The 24314-nt window shown below is 59.4% G+C and carries 20 protein-coding genes; 10 read left to right on the top strand and 10 right to left on the bottom strand.

What is annotated here, in order from left to right:
• The first annotated feature begins 170 nt into the window (after window positions 1-170).
• Entirely contained in the window at window positions 171-971 is an 801-nt protein-coding gene (locus tag CCGE525_RS39020; protein WP_120705634.1) for a hypothetical protein, read from the top strand.
• Window positions 972-1204: 233 nt separating this feature from the next.
• Here the strand turns inward: CCGE525_RS39020 and CCGE525_RS18940 are convergent, their stop codons facing one another.
• From CCGE525_RS18940 to CCGE525_RS18925, 4 genes are all read right to left on the bottom strand, one after another.
• Window positions 1205-4363 carry an efflux RND transporter permease subunit gene (locus tag CCGE525_RS18940; RefSeq protein ID WP_120705633.1) on the bottom strand — a complete coding sequence of 1053 codons (3159 nt, stop codon included), beginning with the start codon at window positions 4361-4363 and terminating at the stop codon, window positions 1205-1207.
• A 40-nt stretch (window positions 4364-4403) separates the two neighbouring features.
• Window positions 4404-5636: an efflux RND transporter periplasmic adaptor subunit gene (locus CCGE525_RS18935; protein WP_120705632.1), complete on the bottom strand. Its 1233-nt coding sequence runs from the start codon at window positions 5634-5636 to the stop codon at window positions 4404-4406.
• Window positions 5637-5806: 170 nt separating this feature from the next.
• On the bottom strand, window positions 5807-6364 hold the full coding sequence (locus CCGE525_RS18930) for a DedA family protein (RefSeq protein WP_120705631.1): 558 nt from the start codon (window positions 6362-6364) through the stop codon (window positions 5807-5809).
• A 33-nt stretch (window positions 6365-6397) separates the two neighbouring features.
• The gene (locus CCGE525_RS18925; RefSeq protein WP_120705630.1) at window positions 6398-7528 is read right to left on the bottom strand and encodes a calcium:cation antiporter; all 1131 of its coding nucleotides are present in this window, start codon (window positions 7526-7528) and stop codon (window positions 6398-6400) included.
• 936 nt (window positions 7529-8464) lie between these two features.
• Between CCGE525_RS18925 and CCGE525_RS18920 the strand changes: the two genes are divergently transcribed.
• Both CCGE525_RS18920 and CCGE525_RS18915 read left to right on the top strand, forming a co-directional pair.
• Window positions 8465-9127, top strand: coding sequence for a peroxiredoxin (locus tag CCGE525_RS18920; protein ID WP_120705629.1), 663 nt, complete (start codon window positions 8465-8467; stop codon window positions 9125-9127).
• A 48-nt stretch (window positions 9128-9175) separates the two neighbouring features.
• On the top strand, window positions 9176-10213 hold the full coding sequence (locus CCGE525_RS18915; RefSeq protein WP_120705628.1) for an MBL fold metallo-hydrolase: 1038 nt from the start codon (window positions 9176-9178) through the stop codon (window positions 10211-10213).
• Window positions 10214-10296: 83 nt separating this feature from the next.
• Here CCGE525_RS18915 and CCGE525_RS18910 read toward each other — a convergent pair whose 3' ends face one another.
• Both CCGE525_RS18910 and CCGE525_RS18905 read right to left on the bottom strand, forming a co-directional pair.
• Entirely contained in the window at window positions 10297-11187 is an 891-nt protein-coding gene (locus tag CCGE525_RS18910; protein WP_120705627.1) for an amino acid ABC transporter substrate-binding protein, read from the bottom strand.
• Between the two features lie 220 nt (window positions 11188-11407).
• Entirely contained in the window at window positions 11408-12268 is an 861-nt protein-coding gene (locus CCGE525_RS18905) for a haloalkane dehalogenase (RefSeq protein ID WP_120705626.1), read from the bottom strand.
• A gap of 78 nt (window positions 12269-12346) precedes the next feature.
• On the opposite strand from CCGE525_RS18905, the gene CCGE525_RS18900 reads away from it, so the two are divergent.
• Window positions 12347-12826 (top strand): MarR family winged helix-turn-helix transcriptional regulator, encoded by a 480-nt coding sequence (locus tag CCGE525_RS18900; RefSeq protein WP_120705625.1) that lies wholly within the window; start codon window positions 12347-12349, stop codon window positions 12824-12826.
• Here the strand turns inward: CCGE525_RS18900 and CCGE525_RS18895 are convergent.
• On the bottom strand, window positions 12823-13869 hold the full coding sequence (locus CCGE525_RS18895) for a substrate-binding domain-containing protein (RefSeq protein ID WP_162950220.1): 1047 nt from the start codon (window positions 13867-13869) through the stop codon (window positions 12823-12825). The genes CCGE525_RS18900 and CCGE525_RS18895 overlap by 4 nt on opposite strands.
• A 178-nt stretch (window positions 13870-14047) precedes the next feature.
• Here CCGE525_RS18895 and CCGE525_RS18890 point away from each other — a divergent pair, with 178 nt between their 5' ends.
• The 3 genes from CCGE525_RS18890 to CCGE525_RS18880 all read left to right on the top strand — a co-directional run bounded on the left by CCGE525_RS18890 (window position 14048) and on the right by CCGE525_RS18880 (window position 17415).
• Window positions 14048-15364, top strand: coding sequence for an MFS transporter (locus CCGE525_RS18890; protein WP_120705623.1), 1317 nt, complete (start codon window positions 14048-14050; stop codon window positions 15362-15364).
• Between the two features lie 9 nt (window positions 15365-15373).
• Complete coding sequence (locus CCGE525_RS18885; RefSeq protein ID WP_120705622.1) at window positions 15374-16567, top strand: enolase C-terminal domain-like protein; 1194 nt, start codon at window positions 15374-15376, stop codon at window positions 16565-16567.
• A 161-nt stretch (window positions 16568-16728) separates the two neighbouring features.
• Window positions 16729-17415, top strand: coding sequence for a cysteine hydrolase family protein (locus CCGE525_RS18880; RefSeq protein ID WP_120705621.1), 687 nt, complete (start codon window positions 16729-16731; stop codon window positions 17413-17415).
• Between the two features lie 87 nt (window positions 17416-17502).
• Here CCGE525_RS18880 and CCGE525_RS18875 read toward each other — a convergent pair whose 3' ends face one another.
• The gene (locus CCGE525_RS18875; RefSeq protein WP_120706498.1) at window positions 17503-18234 is read right to left on the bottom strand and encodes a dienelactone hydrolase family protein; all 732 of its coding nucleotides are present in this window, start codon (window positions 18232-18234) and stop codon (window positions 17503-17505) included.
• Between the two features lie 215 nt (window positions 18235-18449).
• Here CCGE525_RS18875 and CCGE525_RS18870 point away from each other — a divergent pair, with 215 nt between their 5' ends.
• A complete protein-coding gene (locus tag CCGE525_RS18870) occupies window positions 18450-19982 on the top strand; it encodes a S10 family peptidase (RefSeq protein ID WP_120705620.1) in 1533 nt (510 codons plus the stop codon).
• Here the strand turns inward: CCGE525_RS18870 and CCGE525_RS18865 are convergent.
• Both CCGE525_RS18865 and CCGE525_RS18860 read right to left on the bottom strand, forming a co-directional pair.
• On the bottom strand, window positions 19979-21499 hold the full coding sequence (locus CCGE525_RS18865) for a mechanosensitive ion channel family protein (RefSeq protein WP_120705619.1): 1521 nt from the start codon (window positions 21497-21499) through the stop codon (window positions 19979-19981). The two genes, CCGE525_RS18870 and CCGE525_RS18865, sit on opposite strands and share 4 nt — an antisense overlap.
• A 71-nt stretch (window positions 21500-21570) precedes the next feature.
• Window positions 21571-22335 (bottom strand): FadR/GntR family transcriptional regulator, encoded by a 765-nt coding sequence (locus CCGE525_RS18860; RefSeq protein WP_205587478.1) that lies wholly within the window; start codon window positions 22333-22335, stop codon window positions 21571-21573.
• A gap of 174 nt (window positions 22336-22509) precedes the next feature.
• On the opposite strand from CCGE525_RS18860, the gene CCGE525_RS18855 reads away from it, so the two are divergent.
• Together CCGE525_RS18855 and CCGE525_RS18850 are read left to right on the top strand one after the other, a co-directional pair.
• A complete protein-coding gene (locus CCGE525_RS18855) occupies window positions 22510-23403 on the top strand; it encodes an aldose 1-epimerase (RefSeq protein ID WP_120706496.1) in 894 nt (297 codons plus the stop codon).
• A 27-nt stretch (window positions 23404-23430) separates the two neighbouring features.
• Window positions 23431-24207, top strand: coding sequence for an SDR family oxidoreductase (locus CCGE525_RS18850; protein WP_120705618.1), 777 nt, complete (start codon window positions 23431-23433; stop codon window positions 24205-24207).
• Window positions 24208-24314: the final 107 nt, after the last annotated feature.

Below are 24314 nucleotides of genomic sequence, written 5' to 3'. Positions count from 1 at the left end.
TACTCTGTTTGGCTACCTTTTCGCGCATATGTTTGTTATGCTAATTTAGCAATACTTGATTTACTGTCGGATCCGCATGTAGCTTTCATCCCTTGTGATTTTTTGATCTCGTTACTTCGGCCGACGGCTTTCTACGATAAGCACCAAGAGTTTTTCTTGAGGGGGAAACAATGGGGAAATCTGCGTCTTTTCTGGCGACCGTCCCGCATGGAAGGCAGCATCTCCTGCCAGCATACACTGTGCTTTGCACCTTGTTGTGCGTGTTCTGTCTTTTTGTCGGTGTCGCTCATTCACAACAGCCTAGCGCCGCGCAACGCAATGCCATCAAGTCGGCTTGTCGGTCTGATTTCATCGCGCAATGTTCAGGCGTGTCACCGGGCGGCATCGAAGCTCTAACCTGCCTGCAACAGCATAGCTCGACGCTTTCGCCGGCCTGCCGAAGCGCCGTGTCGGCGGTGAGCACAACCAAGCAGAGGTCCAGCGCCGCTGCGCCCGCCGAGACACCTGGAACGGTGCCCGCTCAATCTGGCGCAGCCGCCGCGGGTGGAGCGCAGGCACATCAACCGACGCAGGCGCAGCGCAATGCGGTCAAATCTGCCTGCCGGTCTGATTTCATGGCACAATGTTCGGGTGTTACGCCCGGAGGCGCGGAAGCGCTTACCTGTCTTCGCCAGCACAATTCAACGCTCTCCCCATCCTGTCAGCAGGCGGTTGCAGCTCTCGGAGGGACTGCTTCTGCTCCTGCTGCCGGCGGCGGTGCAGCGGCAACGCCCGCGCCGGCTACGCGTACCGCGATGCCATCCTTCACACCACGTGAGGAATTGATGATCCTGCGTCAGACGTGCGGGTCGGATTTCCGGGCTTTTTGCCGTTCCGTGCCGCTCGGCGGCGGCCGCGGCATTGCCTGCCTGCGGGACAATCTGCAGCGGGTATCCCCGTCATGCCATAGGGTATTGACCAGCGGATTATAAGCTTCTGTCCGGCCCTTGCTACTGCGACGACGCGCCGCGTCGCCGCGGGAACGACGGCTGGCATCGCCGTTCTGCCATCGGGCTGTGTCTATGGCGCCTATAATGGCGGCTATTACTATCGCTGCGGATCCGGCTACTATGCCAGAAGCGGCAACGTCTATGTTCGGGTCGTGCCGTAGGAGCAAAGTCTCGCCCGTCGGATAACATCGGTGCGGAAGATCGTTTCCGTGCCCTCAGTCCGCGGCTTGCGAAACCGGCTGCGGGGCGGTGCGGCGTTTTCTGTATTCCTCGATGCGTTGCAACACGACATAGAATGAAGGAACGAAGAGCACGGCAAGACAGGTCGAGGCGATCATGCCGCTGAAGACCGATATGCCGATCGACTTGCGGGCGGAGGCGCCGGCTCCGGTGGCGAGCACCAGCGGCAGCACACCGAGGATAAAGGCAAAGGATGTCATCAGGATAGGCCTGAAGCGCAAGCGGGCCGCCTCGACCGCCGCGTCGAGAATCTCCATGCCTTCCTGGCGTCTCTCCCGCGCATATTCGACGATGAGAATGGCGTTCTTCGAGGCGAGCGCGATCAGCAGGATGAGCCCGATCTGGGTGTAGAGGTTGTTGGCGACGCCGGCAGCGCTCAGCGCGCCCACCGTACCGAGCAGGGCGAGCGGCACGGCCAACAGCACAGCCAATGGCAGGATCCAGCTCTCATATTGGCCGGCGAGCACGAAATAGACGAGAAGCATCGCAAGGGCGAAGACGAAATAGATCTGCCCGCCGACAGCCTTCTCCTGGTAGGACAAAGCCGTCCATTCGAAGCTCGAGCCGCGCGACAGCGTGCGGTTGGCTATCTGTTCCATGACATCGAGCGCTTGTCCGGAACTGAAGCCACTGGCGGCCCCGCCGACGATCGTTGCCGTCGGATAAAGGTTGTAGAGGCTGATGAGGGACGGCCCTTGGACGCTGGTGACATCCGTCACCGTGGCGAGCGGCACCATGGTGCCATCGCCAGCCTTGACCTTCAAGTTGCGGATGTCATCAGGACGCACACGGAAGTCGGGAGACGCCTGCACATAGACCTGGAAGGTTCGCCCGAACTTGTTGAACTGGGTTACGTAGCTCGATCCGACATAGCCCGAGAGCGCCGAGAAAATCTGTCCAACCGTAATGCCGAGCGTCTCTGCCTTGATGCGATCGACCGAGACGGAGAGCTGCGGAACGTCGGCTCGGAAAGATGTGCTCAGTCTTTGCAGCGCCGACTGCGCGTTGCCGTTCTTGACGATGGTATCTGCTAGGTTCTGCAGCAGCGGAAAGTCGAAATTCCCGCCCCGGATCTCGACTTGCATGGTGAAGCCATTGGCATTGCCGATGCCCTGGATCGGCGGTGGCACCACCACCAGCGTCTTTGCGGTCAATATGTCCCGCAGGGCACCGTTCAAATGCTCGTAGATCGACAGCAGATCCTGTCCCTTTTCCTTGCCGCGGGTACCCCAATCCTTGAGCACGACATAGGCGACGCCGGCGTTTGGTAAGCTCGCGCTGTTGTCGAGGATGGAGATGCCGCTGATGGTCAGCACCTGTTCGACGCCGGGCGTCTGTTGCGCAATCTTGCCGACCTGTTCCATGACGGCATCGGTGCGCTCCTTCGAGGCGCCGTCGGGAAGCTGTGCGCTGATCAGCACATAACCTTGGTCTTCGGGCGGCAGGAAGGCAGTCGGAAGTCGCGTGAGCCCCCACACGGCGACGCCGATCAACGCCAAGGCAACCAGCACGGCGATGCCGCTATGATGAACCATGCTGCTGATAAGCCTGGCATAGCCACGCTCCGCCCGATCGTAGACCTTGTTGAAGCCGCGGTAAAAGAAGTTGCGCCTCTCGGGCGGCACCGCCGGGCGCAGCCAGAGCGCGCATTGCGTCGGCTTGAGCGTCATTGCGTTGATAGCACTGATCAATGCCGTGGCGGCAATGACGAGCGCGAATTGCTTGTAGAGTTGTCCGGTCAAGCCCGGAAGGAAGGCCGCAGGAATGAACACCGCCATCAGAACGAGCGTAATGCCGATAACAGGACCGAACAGTTCGTCCATTGCTTTCTCGGCCGCCTGTTTGCCCGGCATTCCTGCCTCGATGTGACGAGCGACACCCTCGACGATGACGATGGCGTCATCGACGACGATGCCGATGGCAAGAACGATGGCAAACAGCGTCGAGAGATTGATGGTGAAACCGAGCGCCGCCATTGCCGCAAAGGCGCCGATGATCGTGACCGGTACGGTCGTCGCCGGCACCAGCATTGCCCGCCAATCCTGAAGAAAGACGAGAATGACGATGAGCACCAGGACGCCGGCCTCCACCAGCGTTATATAGACTTCGTTGATCGAAGCCGTGACGAACTTGGTGGTGTCGAACGGGACTTCATAGGCAAGGCCCGGCGGAAAGCTTTTGGAGAGCTGCGCCATCTTCGCGGCGACATCCCGCGCGACGGTTATGGCGTTTGCTTCCGGCAATTGAAAAATGCCGATGCCGGCTGCAGGGTGCCCATTCTGCATGAAGGACTGGCTGTAGGTCTGGGCGCCGAGTTCGACGCGACCGATGTCGCGAATGCGCGTGATGCGTCCGCCATTCTGCTGATCGACCTTGACGATGATATTCTCAAAATCGACCGCGTCGTCCAGCCGCCCGCTGACGTTGAGCGTGTACTGGAAAGCCTGCCCGGGCGGCACGGGCGGTATGCCGACCTGACCGGCCGTCACCTCCTGGCTCTGATCCTGCACGACGTTGATAACGTCTTGCGGTGTCAGGCCGCGCGCCTGCAGGAGTTCGGGATTCATCCAGATGCGCATGGCATATTGGCCCGCGCCGAATACCGAGACATTGCCAACGCCAGGCAGGCGGGCCAACTCGTTCTGCAAATTGATGACGGCATAGTTGGACAGGAAAAGGCTGTCAAATCGGCTGTCCGGCGAGGTCAGGCTGACAAATTCCAGAATGGCCGTCGACTTCTTCTGCGTCGTGACGCCCTGAAGCTGGACAGCTTGCGGCAGCGAGGACATGGCTATGGCGACACGGTTCTGCACAAGGACCTGCGCCTGGTCGGGATCGGTGCCGATCGCAAAGGTGACGGTCAGGGAGTAGGTGCCGTCGCTGGCGCTGGTCGACTGCATGTAGAGCATGTTCTGGACGCCGTTGACCTGCTGTTCGATCGGCAGTGCGACGGTATCGATAAGAGTACTGGCACTTGCACCAGGGTAACGTGTCGTCACTTGTACCGTCGGTGGAACAACGTTCGGATATTGTGCGACCGGCAATTGGAAGAGCGCGACCGCGCCGATGAGGACGAAGACAAGCGCCAGAACATTCGCAAGCACCGGCCGCTCGATGAAGAAGCGCGAAATCATGCTGTCCCCCTCGGATATTGGCGTGAAATCGGGAGCGGGCTCATGGCGTGTCGGACTTTGCTGTGCCGGGTTTAGCCGTATCTGTTGTGGGTGCGACATCGTTCGATGCGCTTGCCGTCGAGGTTGCATCCATCGCGACTTTCTCCGGCGCAACCTTGCTGCCGGGGATGGCCTGTTGAATGCCTTCCGTCACCACCCAGTCGCCCGCGTCAAGTCCGGAATCGATGACGCGAAGAGGACCCTCGCGCTGGCCTGCTTGCACCACCTTCTGTTCGACAGTTTCATCTTTCCCAAGGACCAGCACATAGCTGCCCTGCTGGTTGGTGCCGATTGCGTCGTTCCTTACCAGCAGCGCCTTGTCCTCGTGTCCGACCGGCACGCGCACACGCACAAAAAGGCCTGGCAGAAGGGCGCGATCCTTGTTGTCGAGAACGCCGCGCACCGGCAGGGTGCCGCTCGCCGAATCTATTTGCGGCGAGGCATAATCGAGACGGCCCTTGAAGGGATAACCGGTCTCGTTCTGCAAGCCGATTTCAAAGGGAATAGTCTGAATGTCTATTTGCCTGAACGTGTGGCCTTGCTTTGCCAGGTCTTGCCTGATCATCAGTACCTGCGGCTCGCTGACGCTGAAATTGACATAGATCGGGTCCGTCTGGACGATGGTCGCGAGCGTGGTTGGACCGGATACCCCGACAAGGGCACCGACATCGACGAGACGGGCGGTTACCCTCCCGTCGAACGGCGCCAGCACTTTCGTATATCCGAGGTTGATCATCGCAAGGTCGAGACTGGCCTTGGCATTGGCGATGGCTGCGTTCGCTTGATCAAGCGTCGCCTTGGCGCTGTCGAGGGCCGTTTGCGTTGTGACCCGCTGCCTGGTGAGGTTGAGCTGGCGCTGGTATTCCTGATCGGCGCCGACCTGCGATGCCTGCGCGGAAGCAAGTGTCGCCTGCGCCTGATCGACTTGTGCCTGGTAGGTATTGCTCTGGATGGTGAAGAGCTGGGTACCTTGCGTGACCATCACGCCGTCGCGATAGTCTATCGACTCGATAAAGCCCTGAACGCGCGCTTCTATATTGACGGACTTAAAGGCCGCGGTATTGCCAGTCAGCTCGAAATATCGGGTGACGGGCTGCTGTAAGGGAAGCGCTACGCGTACCTTCGGTGGCGGCGGGGCGACATAGGTGTTGTTGCTTCTTTCGCATGCCTGAAGAGAAATCGCGCATGCAAGCACGACGCAAAATTGCAGACCTTGAGAAAATCCCCCACGCATTCCTGACCCCCATAACTTGCGAGTTCCAGTCTTCATGCGCAGCCTCGTCGGCAGCCAAGCGGCTTCGATGGATCAAGGCATGTGACACTATGGAGCGGCATTGCTCAAAATTGCAATAGCCCCCGCGCCCTGCAATTATGGTGAGCCGTAACGGCGAAAGCCGAACCTGATCAGGCAGGCTTGCGTTTTCGGAATGTCATCATGACAAGAAGCAGGACAGCAATAATTCCGGCCGCAATCAGGACATGGCGATGGAGCGGGAGATGGCCGAACGTCTGCTCAATACTTCGGCCGAACAGGTAGCCTATTCCGGTGAAGAACGATCCCCAGATCAAGGCCGCGGCAGCGTTGATCACGACGAATTTTATGGCTGAGACGTCGGACATTCCGATGGCGACCGGACTGATCGTCCTCACGCCATAGATGAACCGGAACGCGAAGATAAAGCTGGTGGGATAACGCTCCAGAAGATGGGTGACGCGGGCGAACGCCGGCTTTTCGATGATTTTCTGGATACGCTGATAGTGGCGGGCATAGCGGCCGGTGAAAAAGAGCGTCTGGTCCGCGATAAAGGAACCGGCACAAGCGGTTGCCGCCGCACTCCAAAAGGTCATGAGGTGGCGGTGCGAAAACACGCCGCCGAGGATAACCATGGTTTCGCCCTCGAAGGCAGCACCCAGGAAGATCGCCAATAAACCGTATCTTGCGATCAGAAGCTCGATTGTCATAGCGGGTGACTCCTGATCGAGAGGGCGCGACCTTTACTGTTGGAAAATGAGCAGCACGTAAGCCACGAATAGCACGAGATGAACGGCGCCCTGCATGAGATGGGTCCGGCCGCTGGCGAAGGTGATGATACTGACGGCAAGCGTCAGGATGAGCATCACGAGATCGCTGCCCTCGAGCCCCAGCGTAACGGGGTGTGCAACGAGATAGCTGACGGCAAGCATGGCAGGGACGGTTATTCCGATCGTCGAGAGGACCGAGCCCAGGAAGATATTGATTGAACGCTGCAAATGGTTGGCGATGGCGGCGCGCACGGCGCTGATGGCTTCCGGTGTGGCAACCAACACGGCCATGACGACGCCGCCGAAGGCGACAGGCGCGCGCAATGTTTCGATGACATAGTCGATCGGTTTGGCGAGTTCTTCGACGAGGAATACCACCGGCCCCATATAGGCGAACAGCAGGATGGTATGAACCCATAGCGATCGCGGTGCAGGGCGCGCCTCGCGTTTGACGGGCAGCTCGTCTTCCTCTGCGAAGAAATGGTGATGGCGGCCCGCTTGAAGCATCAGGAATACGCCATAAAGTCCGATGGACATGATCCCGAGCACCATCTGTCTCGGCGCGGAAGGGTGCGGGCCGCCCGAAGTATATAGAAAACTCGGCATGATCAGGCTCAGCGTCGCCAGTGGCACGATAAGCCCAAGATAGGCGTTGGCCCCTTGCAAATTGTGGGACTGCTCCGGCCGTCGCCAGGCGCCGAACAGCAACGACATTCCGACCATGCCGTTGAGGATGATCATAATCACTGCAAAAAGCGTATCACGCGCAAGGGTCGGATTGTTTTCGCCATGGATCATCACGGCGGAAATGGCCATCACTTCGATCGAGGTGATGGCCAGCGTCAGGATCAATGTTCCGTACGGCTCCCCAAGTCGCTCCGCCAGATAATCTGCATGCCGGACGACCGAAAGCGCGGAACCAAGCACGGCGGCAAAAAGCACAAGGAATATGAAAGCGAGCCAAAAGGGATCGGACAATTGTTTAAGCAATGGGCCCTCGAAGCTGAGGACCACCAGACTGGTCAGAATGCTGACCGCCAGAAACCATTCCTCGCGTAGAAGACGGTTTAGTCCGAAGGAACGAAATGCCAGACTGTCCGTCATGGGAATGACGGCCGCGCCGAGAGCTGTAGCTGCAAAGCGATAACCAATGTCATCATATCATCCCCCCAACCGCGTTGCCGGACGCCTGCAAACCGCCTGAATTCATCGCCCCGGGCCCAAAATTCTACACGTGTTCGCTGCTTCCTGCGAGAGCAGCCTTTGATCGTTCGATCGAGGCGCGCCGGCCTTTATGGCAGGCGATCGGCTGTGGGGATCGAGCAATCCTGCTTTCGAACCTTCTTATAAGCTCGCCCGTCGCGGTTGTCCGCTCCTCAAAATGGGCAAGGAGCTTTTTCATTCACACCGTACCGCATTGGTCGGAACTGACCTCGTGTAGTTCGGATAGTCCTGATTTATTGCCTGCGCTCCCTCCTCATATCTGAGGGGGCTTTCCCCGCTTGCCCCGCCTTATTCAAATGGCGGGGCTTTTTCATCATCGGTTCATATTGGCGCCTGTCCCTATATCAGGGACGGCAAAAGAAACGCGAGCGGTGTCAAGTGCGGGTCGTTTTTCGCCTTCTCGATTTAGGCAAATTTTATTTAGCTATTGACGATATTTAATTATCGTTTAACTTCAACTCGTTGGATTTTTTAGCGCCCGCCTGTCACCGCTTAGCAGGTGGGCGCTTTTTTGTTGCCTATGCGAATAGATATATTATGTTATCGTAATAACATTCTTTATACCTCGCCATCCCCCCAAAGTGGCGGGGTTTTCTTTTGCCGATCGCTTCGATTCGATCGCGCCGGCCGTATCCGGCAACAGATGCTCGGAACCGCTATTCAAAGTTCTGTTCAACTCACCTTAAGTTAAGCGCTCGTCTTGCGAGAGAAAATCAAAGCATCGCGCCGTTTGCAGTTGCCTAAATTAGGAAGATGTACAATAAATATACCGAGGGAAAGATCAGATAACCATTTTGTCTACGACGGGAGGGGACCATGACACTTGCAATCAATGATATCGCACCGGATTTCGAGGTCGAAACGACTGAAGGCAAGATCCGATTTCACGACTGGGCCGATAATTCTTGGGTCGTCCTGTTCTCGCATCCGAAAGATTTCACGCCGGTGTGCACCACCGAGCTCGGCTACATGGCCAGAATCAAACCCGAATTCGACAAGCGTGGCGTGAAAATTGTCGGTCTGTCGGTCGATCCGCTCGACCGTCATTCCGGCTGGGCGAGCGACATCGAGGAGACGCAGGGCTTTGCACCGAACTTCCCGATGATTGCCGATGTCGATTATACGGTATCGAAGCTCTACGGCATGCTGCCGGCAGCAGTGTCCGGCGATCCGACCAAGCGCACCCCGGCTGACAATCAAACGGTGCGGAACGTCTTTGTCGTCGGCCCGGACAAGAAGATCAAATTGATCCTCGTCTATCCGATGACCACAGGCCGCAATTTCGATGAGGTCCTGCGTGTGATAGACTCGCTCCAGCTTACTGCGAAGCACAGGGTCGCTACTCCGGTGAATTGGAAGCAGGGCGAGGATGTGATCATCGCCGGTTCGGTAAGCGACGACGAAGCCAAGACCATATATCCGCAGGGATGGAACGCGCCTAAACCCTACATTCGGATCGTTCCACAGCCGAAGGGATAATAAGGATGCCCCTTCTTGCGGGGCAGGATTTGCGCAAGGGTGTCGCCGATGATCTTCCGCCAGCTCTTCGACAGCGTGTCCGGTACCTATACCTATCTCATCGCCAGCCGTAAGGGTGGCGAGGCGCTGATCATCGATCCCGTGCTCGAGAAGGTCGACCGCTATCTTCAGCTCGTGAACGAGCTTGATCTCAAGCTCGTCAAGGCCGTGGACACGCATTTGCATGCCGATCATATCACCGGATTGGGTGCGCTGCGCGACCGCACCCATTGCATTACCGTGATGGGCGAGCAGACGCTTGCCGACGTCGTTTCCATGCGTGTGACGGAAGGCGACCGTGTCTCGATTGAGGGTTTGAGCCTGGATGTGCTCTATACGCCGGGCCACACGGACGATTCCTATTCTTTCCTCATGGGTGGCCGGGTGTTCACGGGTGACACGCTCCTCATTCGCGGCACAGGACGTACCGATTTCCAGAACGGCAATCCGCTTCAGCAGTATGACTCGATCTTCAACAAGCTTCTGAAATTGCCGGACGAGACGCTGGTCTATCCGGCCCACGACTACAAGGGCGATACGGTTTCCACCATCGGCGAAGAGAGGCTGTTCAATCCGCGCCTCAGAGTTCGATCGGCGGACGAATATGCCGAGCTCATGAACAACCTCCATCTTCCCAATCCGAAGATGATGGATGTGGCCGTGCCAGCCAATGTCCACGTCGGTCTTCATCAGGATGAGATCGCGCGTAAAGGTTGGGCTGTCTCGGCGACCGAGGCATTGGCGCTGCGCGGCAGTCCTGACATTGCGATCGTCGACCTGCGCGAGAAGGGCGAACGCGAAAAGCATGGAACGATCCCTGGCTCGCTGCACGCACCCTATCCGGATTTGCTGGAAAACATCAGCGCGGGCGGCATGCTGCATGAATTAGCGGCGGCCACCGGCAAGCGGATCGTGTTCTATTGCGCTTTCGGCGAGCGATCGGCGATGGCCGTGCAGGCCGCCCAGGATGCCGGGCTGTCGACCGCCTGTCATATCGAGGGTGGCATCGCCGCTTGGAAGAAGGCGAACGGGCCGGTGGCTCATTAAGCTGCGAACCAGCCCTCAACCAGGCAACGGATGCCCCAATCGACCATAAGTGCGACCGACCACCCCGATAAAAGCGGCTGACCTCATTGAGGAATGGACTGCATCAGTATTTCGCTGCGCAGAATTGGAGCCTCGTCTCCGAAATAGGTCTTCAGCAATTTCGGAAAATCATCTGACTGATAGAAGGCGGTGAGCGCCTGGTCCGCAAGAAGGCGAAAGGTGGAATCGTCTCGCGGTAACGCGATCCCATAGGGCTCATGCGTGAACAGGCGGTTGCCGATCGCAAGTGCCGCGCGATTGCGCGCTCGACCGGCGAGGCTGATGAGGAGGGCCCGGTCGGCGAAATAGGCGTCGATCCTGTGATCTTCGAGGGCTTCGAGACCGTCCTGATGCGCCGCGAAATCCGCGACCCGCGTTTTCGGCACATCGTTGCCGAGCGCTTCACGCAATGTCGCGCCGGTGGTCGTATCCGAACGGACGCCGATGACACTTGCTTTAGGCGATTGGGCGTCCACAGTGCGCACCGGGCGCTTATCGAGGAAGAGTATCTGCAGATATTCGGGCGAATCCTTGCGCAGCAGCGCGCTTGCCCCGGTCAGGAAGATCAATTGAGAAAAATCTACGGTCTCGCGTCTTGCAAGATTGATGGTGATTGCGCCGCATAGAAGATCGATCTGCCCGGTTTTTACGGCGTTGAATCCATCGGCAAGGGTGGTTTCGACGTATTCCCGCTTCACGTTAGGAATCTTATTGCCGATCTCATCAGCAATCTTTCCGCAGAGATCGATGGTATATCCCGCTGGGCTGCCGTCCTTTTTCTTGAAGGAAAACGGCGCCTCGTCGGCAATATAACCGATCCGGACGGTTCCCTTCTGAGCGATGAGGTCGAGCGCTTGTGCGGCGGCGGCCAGGTATGCCGAGACGCAAAGGATGAGGCCTGCCAGAACCAACCGTCTCATGCATTTCGCCAGCATGATCCTCATCTCCGAAAGAATAGTGGCGATCGCAAACGCTTAGGCGGAGATTATGGTCTGCTCGTCATTTGTCAACGATGGATTGTCTTCGAAAAAATTCGCGGCAAAGGAGAGACGGAAAGGCATGCGAACTCGGTTGCGTGCCGTATGAGTCTCAGCAGCTGGATTTATCGGGCCATCCTGGATCTCCAGTTTCTCCATCGAACTCCGTCAGGTTCCTCTAACGGAGTTCGTGGCGATCCGCCCATCGGGAGATGGCCGCGGCAATTGCCTCGGGTTGATCCTCCGGCGCGACATGGCGGGCCGGGCCGCAATTTTCGACGTCCAGATTGGCGATGTTCGCCCGGCACCAGGCCGTCATTGCCTCGCCGATGAGCAGGGTTTCTGCCGGGCCGTCGAAGGTCAAGAGCAGTTTTGGGACATCCGCGCTCGCCGCCAGCCAGGCATCGTAGGCTTCGATCCGGGAGACGACATCGGCCGGCCTGCCCTCGATCGGCATCGCGCGCGGCCATTCCAGCAGCGGCCGCCGGCTTTCGCGGGTCGGGTAGGGCGCGCGGTAGGCGGCATGATCCTGCGCGCTCAGCCCTTTGAGAATGGTTGCTGGTAGTGCCTGCTCGATGAAGAAGTTCTCGTCGAGAATCTTGACCTCGCCGGTGCCCGGCGAGCGCAGCGCCTCGTAGCGCGGCCTTGCATTCGGGAGATCGTCCCAGGTCAGCGGGCGAATGATGGTTTCCATGAAGGCGATGCCCCGCACCCGTTCGGGATTGCGGGCCGCCCAATCGAAGGCCAGCGCGCCGCCCCAGTCATGGCCGACCAGCGCGACGCCGGTAAGTTCGAGAGCGTCGAACCAGGCGTCGAGATAACGGGCGTGATCAGCGAAGCCGTAAGGGATATCTGGTTTGCCCGAACGGCCCATGCCGATGAGATCGGGCGCGAGGCGGCGAGCGGGCGCACCGATATGTGGAGACACATGCCGCCAGAGATAGGACGAGGTGGGATTGCCGTGGAGGAAGACGAAGGGAGTTCCGCTCCCTGCATCCTCATAGAAGATAGTCGAATCCAGCAGGTCGATCGAGGGCATGGCGGGTATCCCTTCTTCAAAAGAAATGGTAAGGTACCTGTCTATCTAACATAATAGTCAGGTACCTGTCTATATCTCATGGAAAAATGTGCTCCTTCCCGTCCGCCCCTGGGCCTGTTGCTGCGGCTCGTACACCAGCATTGGACGCAGGCCGTCGAAGCCGCCCTGGATGAAGCCGGTTTCGGCGATATCCGACCGCCGCATGCCAATGTTTTCACCTTCGCCCGCCCCGAGGGTATTCAGGTCAGCGAGCTCACCAAGCTTGCACATGTGCGCAAGCAGACGATGGCGCAAGCGGTCGAGGAGCTCGAGCGGCTGGGTTATGTCGAGCGCCGGCCAGATCCCAACGACCGACGGGGCCGGCTGGTATTCCTCACAGAACGCGGCAAGGGTGTCCGGCCGATCGCGATGGCGACGGGCCGTCTTGTCGACGAACGATGGGCCGAAATTTCCGGCTCCGAGGAGATCGAACAGATCAAACAGGCTTTGCAAAGATTACTCGGCAAGCTGCAGAGCGACGCCGCCGCTGCCGGGTCGGAGGAGCAGGCTGGTTCCTAAGCCGCCTCGTCGCTTTTTCCAGGAACCAATCCCATCGGCCATACTTCGCGGATGAAATCGCTGCGGTCGGCGCCTTTCGCCGCGGCGTCGAGTTCGGCGATGATTATCTCGCCGAGGCGGGCGCCGTAGTGTTTGAGATCGATGCGGAAGCTTGTCAGCGAAGGTGTCAGGTAGCGGCAGACCGGATTTTCGCGAAAACCGATGACGGCGAGGTCCTTGCCGGGTTGCAGGCCGGCTTCGCCGAGCCGCTGGTAGAAGCCCATCGCCATCGTTTCCTGGATAAGGAGCGCGGCTGTCGGCCGGTCGTCCATTGCAAGCAGTGTGGAGGCCAGTTCGTACCCGCCGGAAATGCGGTCGTGCAGGCGCAGCACCAGCCTTTCATCGAAGGCGAGGCCCGATTTTTCCAGCCCGGCCTTGAAGCCTGCCAGAAAGACGTAGTTGTTGTTTGTTTCCTGCGCAGTCAGGCCGAGCAGGATGCGTTTGTGCCCCCGTGTCGTCAACCGCTGCACCGAGGCCTCGGCGACCCCGGCAAAATCGAGATCGAGCGCAGCATAATCGCCCTTGGTCTCACTGCTGCCGAGCGCGACGAAAGGCATGTGCCATTTTCTCAGATAGTCTATGCGTGGATCGATGCGCTGGACGTTGGAGATGATGAAGCCGTCGGCGAGCCTGCGATCGACGGCGCGATAGAGGAATTCGTTTTCATCCTGATCGGAGGCACAGGGCAGGATCATCAGATCATAGCCGACATTGGCAAGCGTGCTTTGCAATCCCTCGCTCAGCGCCATGAAGAAGGTTTCGCCGGACATGGTGCGACCGATATCGGTACGCATGGTGAGCGCGATCGCCTTTGTCGAGCCGCTGCGCAGGCTGCGTCCCGATTGGTTTGGCCGGTAGCCCAGGCGCTCGGCTTCGGCGAGAATGCGCTTGCGCGTTTCGGGGCTGACTTCGCTGCGGTCGTTCATCGCGCGCGAAACGGTGCTGATCGCCATCCCGAGATGAGCGGCCAATTCCCGGATACCGACTGTCTGCGGCTTCTTCATGCTGCTCCGTATCGTCGCGAATCGATCCGATCGTCTTGACATCCCCATGTCGTCATGGCAATTCCCGGAAACGTTTCCGGAATTCGATCATGTGAATGCCCGGACAAGACATAGGCGCCGGCGGGAGGGCCGTGGTCCAAAGAGCCCGCGGCGCAAAAGAGATTCTCAGGAGGAGAAAATGGCTGTTTCCGAAGAAACGATTATTCGCAAGCTGACATGGCGTCTGCTGCCCATTCTTATATTTTCGTATTTCATCGCGATCCTCGATCGTGCCAATGTCGGCGTCGCGGCGCTGACCATGAATCAGGATCTCGGCCTGTCGATGACCGCTTTCGGTTTTGCCGCCAGCGTGTTCTTCGTGCCGTATGTGCTGCTTGAAATTCCCTCCAACCTGGCGCTCCAGCGCTTCGGCGCGCGTTGGTGGATTGCCCGCATCATGCTGACCTGGGGGCTTCTGGCCGCCGCCCATGCGTTCGTCTGGAATGCCAACAGCCTTTACGTGCTGCGCGCGCTTCTGGGCGCGGCCGAGGCCGGTTTCTTTCCAGGCGTCGTCTTCTACCTGACGCTCTGGTATCCGTCGGCCTATCGCGGCCGCATCATCAGCGCCTTCATGGCCGGCATTCCGATCTCGCTGGTCATCGGTACGCCGGTATCGACGCTGCTTCTCGAGCTCGATGGCATCCTCGGCCTGCATGGCTGGCAGTGGATGTATCTGCTGGAAGGCCTGCCGGCGCTGGTCGTTGCGGTACTCATTCCCTTCATCCTGCCAAGCGGCCCGAAGGAAGCGACGTTCCTGGAGCCAGCCGAACGCAATTGGCTGATGGCGCGGCTGGACCGGGAGCAGCGTGAGCGCGCGGCCCTCAGCGGCAGCGGCCATGGCAAACAGTTGCTGGCAGCGCTCCTCAGCCCGCAGGTTCTGCTGTTCTGCCTGATGTACTACGGCCTCACCAATCTCAACGGCGCCGTCAGCACATTCCTGCCATTGATCCTGAAGGGCTTTGGCTTCAGCCAGATGCAGACCGGTTTCGTCGCGGCAATCCCCTATCTCTTCGGGATCGCCGGCATGTTGTTGCTCGGCCGTCTCGCGGACCGCCCCGGCAAGCGCCGCCTTGCCAATTACACCGCTCTGATCATTTCGATCATCGGCCTCGTAGGCTCGGCCGCCAGCACCGATCCGACGGTCAAACTGTTGATGCTCTGCATTGCCGCCTTCGGCGTCTTCGGCGCCATGCCGGTGTTCTGGGGTCTGCCGACTGCAATCCTCAGCGGGGCTGCGGCAGCTGGCGGCATTGCCCTGATCAATGCGCTCGGCAATATTTCCAGCGTCGTCAATCCCTGGGTGATCGGTATGATCCATGACTCGACCGGCAATTTCGACGACGGCCTCTATTGGCTGGCATTGATGGCAGCCATGTCGGTCGTCACCCTCATCGTCATTTCAACGCTCTTTGGCCGCACCCCTGAAGTCGGGGCGGTCAAAGGCGCGATAAAGTGAGGTATATTCATGTTGATCACTGAAGTTCGTCTTCGCCGCCTCCAAGGCACCTTGCCGACCAAGGGCGATCTTTGGGAGGAACGGCTCGTCCGCCCCATCGATATCTATCCGGAATATCGCGTGAGAAACGACCACGAGGGTGGCATCCAAACCGCCGACGGATTCAAGATCACCACGCATTTCGTGGAGATCCATACGGATGAAGGCGTGACCGGCCTTGCCGGGCCGATCCCGGAGGGGGTCGCCTATATCATCGCCAAGCACCTGCGCAAATATCTGACCGGCCAGGATGCGATTGCCGGAGAGAAGCTCTGGGATCAGATGCATCGCGGCATGGTCCATGGCCGCCAGGGCGACGCGATGCTGGCGATCAGCGCCGTCGACTGCGCGCTGTGGGACCTGCGTGGCAAATGGCTGAACCAGCCCGTTTACCGGCTGCTCGGCGGGCCGACGCAGACGAAGATTCCGGCCTATGCCTCGATGCTCGGCTTTGCCGTGCTCGACGCCGGCAAGGTTCGCGAGCGCGCCATCGAGTACAAGGAGAAGGGCTACCGCGCCCAGAAATGGTTCTTCCGCCACGGCCCGATGAGCGGCGCCGAGGGCATGAAGAAGAATGTCGAGCTGGTGCGCACGCTGCGTAACGCTGTCGGTGAGGATTATGATCTGATGTTCGACTGCTGGCAGTCGATGGATGTCGGCTATGTCGTCGATCTCGCAGAGCGTATCGAAGAATATAAGCCGCGCTGGCTGGAAGAATGCGTCATGCCCGACCGCATCGACAGCTATCGGAAACTCAGCGAACGCATCCGCATCCCGCTTTCGGGGGCTGAGCATGAATATACTCGCTGGGGCTTCAAGCGCTTCATCGACTCGGAAGCGCTCGATGTCATCCAGCCCGATATCTACTGGTGCGGCGGCCTGACGGAGACGCTGAAGATCGCGGCCTATGCCACGGTGCACGATCTCATCACGATCCCGCACGGTCATTCGAGCTTCGTCACCGCGCACTTCTCGGCGGTGCAGTCGCCGATCCATACGCCCTATCAGGAATATCTGGTGAAGTGGAATGCGGTGCATCAGCATTTCCTTGTCGATCCGCTCGATGTCATCGACGGCATGATCGAAGTACCTGACAGACCCGGCCTGGCAATGGAGATCGACAGGAGCAAGATCGAGGCGGAAGACATTATCTTCGCGGCCTGATACCGAAAATCACGGCCGGGGGAGCAAATCGCCCGGCCTAAAGCACGTTGTCCGATAACGCCGGGATCACGAAGAGTTTCGTTATCAATCTCCGAGGTTTGACCTATCTAAATTGTAGCGTCAGCCAATGGAACCCATGGGTTCTTCAGGAGAGCGATTTCATGAGATGTATCGGTTGCATGGTGCAAAAGGCAGCTTTTGCTTTCGGCGTTGGTTTCATTGCATTCAGTGCGGTCGTGAGCCCTTTCGGAGCCATGCCGGCTTCCGCTCAGACCATCATCGACGACTGGCAGAAGGTGAAGCCTCCGGCGCCGCCGCAGTTGAAGCCGGTGGTGGTCGATGCGAAGACGACGGCGCTGCTGATCCTCGATTTCAATGGCGCACAGGACCCCACGAAGGGACCATGCAACAAGAACACCAAGCCGCGCTGCCTTGCCTCCGTGCCGAAGGTCAAGACTATGCTTGACCAGGCCCGTGCCAAAGGCGTGTTCGTTGTCTACAGCTTGGCGGGTGCGGGTGAGCCCCAAGATATCGCCACGGATCTTGCGCCGCTGGGAAGCGACCCGATCGTCAAGTCCGGCGCCGACAAGTTCATCGGCACCAATCTCCGCAGCATCCTCGCCGACAAGGGCATCAAGACCGTGATCGTCACCGGTACGGCCTCCGAAGGCGCGGTTCTCGATACGGCGACCGATGCGGCACTGAACGGGATGAACATCATCCTCCCCGTCGACGGCATGTCGTCCACCGAACTTTACGGCGAGCAATATGTTGCCTGGCATATGGTCAACGCGCCCGGCGTTTCGCAGAAGACGACGCTGACCAAGATCGACATGATCAGGTTTTGACGTTCTGGCTGCTTCGCCATGAAGCTGAGCCCGTGAAAAATCCCGCTTTCGAAAAAGAAAGCGGGATTGTCTGCTGCGTTGCGGTTCTTACGCCAGCGTCTCATCGAATAAGTTCAACAGGCGCTTCCAGTGCCGTTCGGCGCCGGTCTCGTCGTAGACGCCATGGTCGGGAACGGTCCAGCCATGGGCCATGCCGACATAGTTCTCAATCATGTGGTCGACACCGCCGATGCGAAGCGCTTCGGCGAGACGGGCGGATTGCTCCGGCGGAAAGCTGTTGTCGACGCCGGCGACGCCGACATAGACGCGGCCTTTGATGTCGGCGGCCAGGCGATGCGGGCTGTCTTCCGCATCGCTGGCAAGATTGCCGCCGTGGAAGGTAGCGGCGGCTGCGATGCGATCGGAATAGGCGGCTGCTGCAGTGAGTGCGCGAGCGCCGCCCATGCAATAGCCGACGGTGCCGACCGGTCCGGTGGCGCCAGCCGCCGTCAGCGCATCGAGGAAGGCGGCGCTGTCGCGCTTGGTCATCTCCTGCGTCGTGCCGCGTATCATCGTCATGATCGCTTCGCGGGAGGCCGGATCACCGAAGGACGTGCCGTCAAATGGACCATAGGCGCCGAAGCGGTAGAACAGGTCGGGCAGCAGCACGATATAGCCGGAATCGGCAAGCCGCTGCGCCATGTCGTAGAGCGCCTGACGCGGACCCATGGCGTCCATGTAGAAAATGACGCCGCGCTCGGCGGAAGCGCCATTGTCGGGGCGGAAGATAGCGGCTTTCGCGATGCCGTCGGCGGTATTGATTTCAATATCTTGTTTCATCATCAAATCCCTTAGGGTCTCTTGGTTTGAGTGTTCGTTTCCCCGGAGCGGCACTCTGGCAAATGGCCAGCAGGCGCTCAATGGCATTTCCCTTTCAAAGGGATGTGACAGGCGGATCGGCGATCAACATCTCTTGAATTCGCGCTTTTGCGGTTGGTGGAATAGTATCCGAGGCGACGGCGCCGATGCGCGGAGCCGATGGAGGTTGCATACGCATGTCTTTTCGCAAGATCGTGCCAAGCCTTGCGCTGGTCTTTTCCCTCGTCTCGACGCTGGCCTTTGCTGCGCCGCCGGAGCAGGGCCGTTCTGCCGGCGGCGGGGGCGGTGGAAGCGTTCTCTCCCTGTTGCCATCAGATGCCGTCAGCGATCATGTGCTGAATGCCGATGGTAAAACCATTCCCTATACGGCGACGGCAGGCACGCTCAATCTCTTCGGCCAGGACGGCGAGCGCAATGCGGCGATCTTCTATACCGCTTATGTCGCCAAGAACCAGGACGCCGGCAGACCGATCACCTTCGTCTTCAACGGCGGGCCGGGCGCCGCCTCGGCCTTTCTCAGCCTCGGATTGGTTGGACCGCGCGTTCTCGATTTCGGTCCGAGCGGGCGCGACGGTGCCAATGCCAAGCTGGTCGATAACCCACAGAGCTGGTTGAACTTCACCGATCTCGTCCTGATCGATCCGATCGGCACCGGCTGGAGCCGCACGGTCAAGCCGGATGATGCCAATGAATTCTACAACATGCGCGGGGATGCCGAGAGCCTTGCCAAGGCGATTGCGCTTTATGTTGCTCATAACGGACGTGCCGGCTCGCCGAAATATATTCTCGGAGAGAGCTACGGCGGGCTGCGCGCAGCGAAAGTCGCCACCAGCCTGCGGCAGGATCAGGGCATCCTGATTTCCGGCATCGTCATGCTGTCGCCGCTGATCGAAGGGCGGCTTGTCTTCGGAGCGAATGACTTGGCGCTCGGCGCGGCACTCGAATTGCCGTCACTGGCCGCCGCCGAATTGGAGCGAAAAAATGCCTTCAATGAGCAGGGGGTTCAGGATGCCGAAAAATTTGCGCTGAACGAGTATCTGCCCACGCTCGCTGGCAAGCCCCCAACCGGCGATGCCGGTCGCGCTTTCTACGACCGCGTGTCCAAGCTGACCGGTATTCCCGAGGATGTCGTGGCCAAGAACCAGGGCTTTCTCGGCGGGGTGTATCAGAAACATTCCGATGGTGACGGCGCCGATATCGTCAGTTCCTACGACGCCTCGTTCCTGGCACCAGATCCCTATCCGGAATCGGAGGCCGGCCGCAGCGACGATCCGATTCTCGATGGATTCGTGCGTGCCTATGGTGGGGCCTTTTCAAGCTACGCGCGCGACGAACTCGGCTTTCATACAGATATGACCTACAATCTGTTGTCGAACTCGGTGAACGAGCATTGGAACTGGGGCGGCCGCAACGGCGGTTCCCGCCTGCATGCGAGCGGGACGGACGACCTCAAGGAAATGCTGACGCTCGTGCCGTCCTTCCGGCTCCTGGTAGCGCAGGGCTATAGCGACCTCGTCGTGCCCTTCGGCGTCAACAAATATGTGCTCGATCATCTGCCGCCGGCCTTTGCCGACCGCGTGGCGCTGAAGCTCTATCGCGGCGGGCATATGTTCTACACACGGCCGACGTCGCGCGAGCAATTCACCGCAGATGCCAAGGCGTTTTTTACTGTGCCGCCGATGATAGCGCCTGCTGTGCAGTCGAATTAGTCATGTTGGAGCTGAAACAGATGCTTGATGCGTGAGGTCAGCGAACCGATCGGCGCGCCATTGACCAGTATATCGCTGGTGCGGAAGAGGTGGCGTTCGGCTTCGATGCGCTTCGACATGATGGTCCCCAGCTCGTCGGCCATGGAGGGCCGGTCGTGCAACAGCGGCGCCAGGCAATGTTCGCCGATCTCGTAGGTCACGACGAAGGTCAGCGCCCGGATCGTGCCGACTTCTACGGCTCCCATCAGCAGACCGCCTTCGCCGAAATAGTCGCCTGGAGCAAGCCGCGTCAGTTCGATATGTCGCTGCGCCTCACTGCGGGTGACGCTGACGACGCCTGAGCGCACGATGGTCAGCGCGCGCAACCGCGAATCCTGTTCGACGATGACGGCGTCCTTGGGATAGGTGTGGCGCTGCATATGCGATGCCAGATGTTCCTTCTCGTCCTCGGTCAGCGACGAGAATAGCGGGATATTGTTGAGCAGCCGCCATGGTGTACCGGGATGCTGGGCGGCGTTTGCGGTCTCGGTCTGCGGTTCCGGCGGCGCCATGATCGCGTCGGATGGACCGGCGAGTTTCAGCCCGCCCGCCTTCGAATGACGGTAGATGAGGTCGTAGATCTCATTCTTGGCGGCCGTCGTCTGGGATATGTCGCGGATGCGGAAGCTTAGCTGCAATTCGACCGCCTGCCCGTCGATCGAATCGATCATCACGCTGGGCTCGGGCGTCTTCTGGATCGTGTTGCAACTGATCAGCACGTTGCGCATCACCTCGACAATGACGTTCGGCTGCGTGGTCGGCTGGATGCGGACGTTGATAGTGACGCCATGGCTTTCGTCCGGGCTCGAGAGATTGGTGATCCGGGTCTTGGCAAGAGCGCTGTTCGGGATGACGACGAGGTCGTGGCTGCCGCTTAGCAGATGCGTGGCGCGCCAGTTGGTCTCGACGACACGGCCCTGGACGTCATTGTCGAGCACTACCCAATCGCCCACGGAATAGGGTCTGCCGAGGTTAAGCGCGATGCCGGAGAAGACGTCGCTCAGCGTGCTCTGCAACGCAAGGCCGAGAATGATGGCGAAGACGCCCGAGGTCGCTATCAGCGTGCCTATGGGTACGCTGAAGACATCGGCGACGACGGAAAGAGCCGCGCCAAGATAGATGACGCCGACGACCAGGTCCTGCGCAAGCCTGGCTTCGCGCGGCTTGCGCTCGAAGATCAGGAACAGGCGCACGAAGGCGACCAGCACCCAGGCGCCGTTGATCCACCAGACGATCTTGGCGAAGCCGGTGAAAACACGCAGCGTCACCGTGTCCTGCGTCTGTGCCTGTGCCGGGCTAGGCTCATAGGGTACGATGCCGTGATACAGCAAAAGCGCGGTCAGGCTGATGAAAAAGGCGATCTGCCCAATCAATCGCCCGGCGCGCCGATGGCGAAGCACGAAACGGCTGATGAATGTGCCGACAACCACCAAGATGCAGAACTGGACGATCGGATCGGCGAGGAGCGCAATGGACATAAGAACTTGGCCGCGTTCAGTCTTTCGGATGGCCGGTAAATTGGCATGAACTCGGCTACAATACCATATGGTTAGGTCCGGGCTTTCCTGAGTGCGTCCGAAATCTCGTCGCGGGCAACGCCGATCAGGCGCTCCATGGCGCTGCGTGCGTCGTCGGGGCGGCGCATGCGGATAGCTTCCAACACGTCCTGATGCATCGCGATCGCCTGCTCGTGGGACTGGCTGGCGCGGTTGGTCAGCCGGAAGCTGGCGAGTAGTGCTGCACGAATGGCGGTGGCGAATTGCAGATAGACCCAGTTACCGCTGGCGCGGATGATCGCGGTGTGGAATTCGAGATCGGCGCGGCTCCAGGCCTCGTTGTCACGGGCATTGGCCTCCACCATCTCCTCGAAGGCTTTCGATATGCGGAAGAGATGATGAGCATTGGCGTTGGCGGCGGCCTGGGCAGCGGCGGCCGGTTCCAGCAATTGACGGGCCTCGATCAGCGAGGCGTGAAAACGGTCGTCATCGCCGAGCCGAAGGGTGGCGTCGAGGACGAGCGGATCGAGATAGTTCCAGTTTTCCCGCGGTAGCACGGTGGTGCCGGCCCGGGTGCGTGAGCGGATCATGCCGAGCGCCGCCAGATATTGCATGGCCTCGCGCAGGCTGGTGCGGCTGACGCCGAATTGCTCGGTCAGTTCCGCTTCGTTCGGCAGCGTCGAACCTTCGACCATTTCGCCGGAGATGATCTTGTCGATGAAGCGTTGCAGCAGTGCTTCTCGCACACTGCGCTTGCCGCTCTCCACAAGCCCCGGCATCGCAGTGGTCAATTTGTCCCCCGTCTTGCCGCTGGCCATGCCGTCTCCCCGGTTGTTCCCCATCGTGCACCTCTCCTGCAATTGTCAATGCAATCACTAAGCGCAGCCATCCCCAGACAACTGTATATAAATCCTACCTATGTTGACAATAAATATGATGAAAACTACCGTCCCGCTTAGTTGGCCGATGTGAACGGAGGACAATGGCTGGATATGACGGTGGTGGAGCTCAGGGGCAGAAGCCTGACCGCCCGGCTTTCCACGCGTGGCGGCATAGTGCTCGGCCTCTGGTGGGAGAGGGGCGAGATACGTGCACCATTGTTGCGCGAAGCATCCTCGGATGATGCCGACGCGCTCTCCTCCGGTTGCTATCCGCTCGTTCCTCTCGGCAACAGGGTCAAGGGCAATCGCTTCACCTTCCGCGGCAAGGACTATGCATTCGAGCCCAATACGCGGTGGGATCCTCACTATCTGCATGGCGAGGGCTGGCAATCGGAATGGACTGTTCTGAGCGAAAGTGGCAGCGAGGCGGAATTCAGCTTTTCGCATGAAGGCCGTGGCACGCCTTACGCCTATGAAGCACGGCAGCGCTTCGTCATTCATGACGACCGTTTTGACATGCATCTCCAAGTCAGGAACCTTGGACCCGAGGCACTTCCTTTCGGTTTGGGTTGGCATCCCTATTTTCCCATGACGCCGGCCACGACGCTCAAGGCACCGGCGCGGCGGTTCTGGACGGAAGTGGAGGGCTGGCTGCCGGGGGAGGCCCTGGACATTCCCGATGATTTGGATTTCTCAACTCCGCGCTTATTGCCGCATCGCTGGATCAACAATGGCTTCGAGGGGTGGGACGGCTTTGCCGAAGTCAACTGGCCTGAGCGAGGAGTGCGCCTGCGTTTGACGGCGGATGAGCGCCTCAGGCACTATTTCATCTTCGTCTCCGATGCCGGCTTCGATCCGGATTTTCAGCGCGACTATTTCTGTTTCGAGCCGATGTTGCATCTCGCGAACGGCCATAACCTGCCTGATTTCGGGGGCCTCACGGTACTGGAGCCGGGCGAGGCTATGGCGGTCAGCCTGCAATTGCGTCCTGAAGCAATTGCCTAGCGGCTCTCAATTCAAGAAAGGACACTCATGACCGACCGTCTTTCCGGCAAGCGCATCCTGATCACCGGCGCAGCGCAGGGCATCGGGCTGGCGATCGCCAAGGCCTGTGTCGCGGAAGGCGCGCGGCTGTTCCTCATCGATATGGACGGCTCGTTGCTGGCGCGCGAGGCTGAACCGCTGAAGGCAGCGGGTGCTGTGCTCGGCTATGCCGCGGCCGACATTACCGATGCCGCAAAGATCGAATCTGTCGTGGCGCAGGCGGGTGCGGAAATCGGCCGGCTCAATGCGCTGATCAACAATGCCGGAGTCAACGTTTTCTCCGAGCCGCTGGCAACGACCGACGAAGAGTGGCGGCGCTGTTTCGATATCAATCTCAAGGGTGCGTGGAATTGCTGCAAGGCGGTGCTGCCGGGCATCATTGCCGAGGGCGGCGGTGCGATCCTCAACATTGCCTCCACCCATGCCTTCACCATCATTCCGCATACTTTCCCCTATCCGCTTGCCAAGCATGCGCTGCTCGGCATGACGAAATCGCTGGGGCTCGAATATGCGGCCAAGGGCGTCAGGGTGAATGCGCTGGCGCCAGGCTATGTCTCGACGCAGAAGGTGATCGACTATTGGAACAGCTTTGACGATCCGGAAGCCGCCAAGGCGGAGACGATGCGGCTGCATCCGGGCGGCCGCATCGCGACACCGGAGGAGATCGCACTCGCCGCCGTCTTCATGATTTCCGACGAGTGCCCGTTCATGAATGCCGCCACCCTGACCGTAGACGGCGGCTTGAGCGTGCAGCAGCATCCTTGATTTCGAGGCACTGCAGTGCATAAGGTCGCAGCCGTCTTATCCCCTGGGATAAGACTTGATATTTAGATGACGAGTATCATCTTACATTTGTCATTCCGTCTTGCTAT

Origin of the sequence: Rhizobium jaguaris (genome assembly GCF_003627755.1) — a bacterium.
Classification (GTDB): Bacteria; Pseudomonadota; Alphaproteobacteria; order Rhizobiales; family Rhizobiaceae; genus Rhizobium; species Rhizobium jaguaris.
Note: the sequence above shows the minus strand (reverse complement) of the source record. Positions and strands in the feature narration are given on the sequence as shown.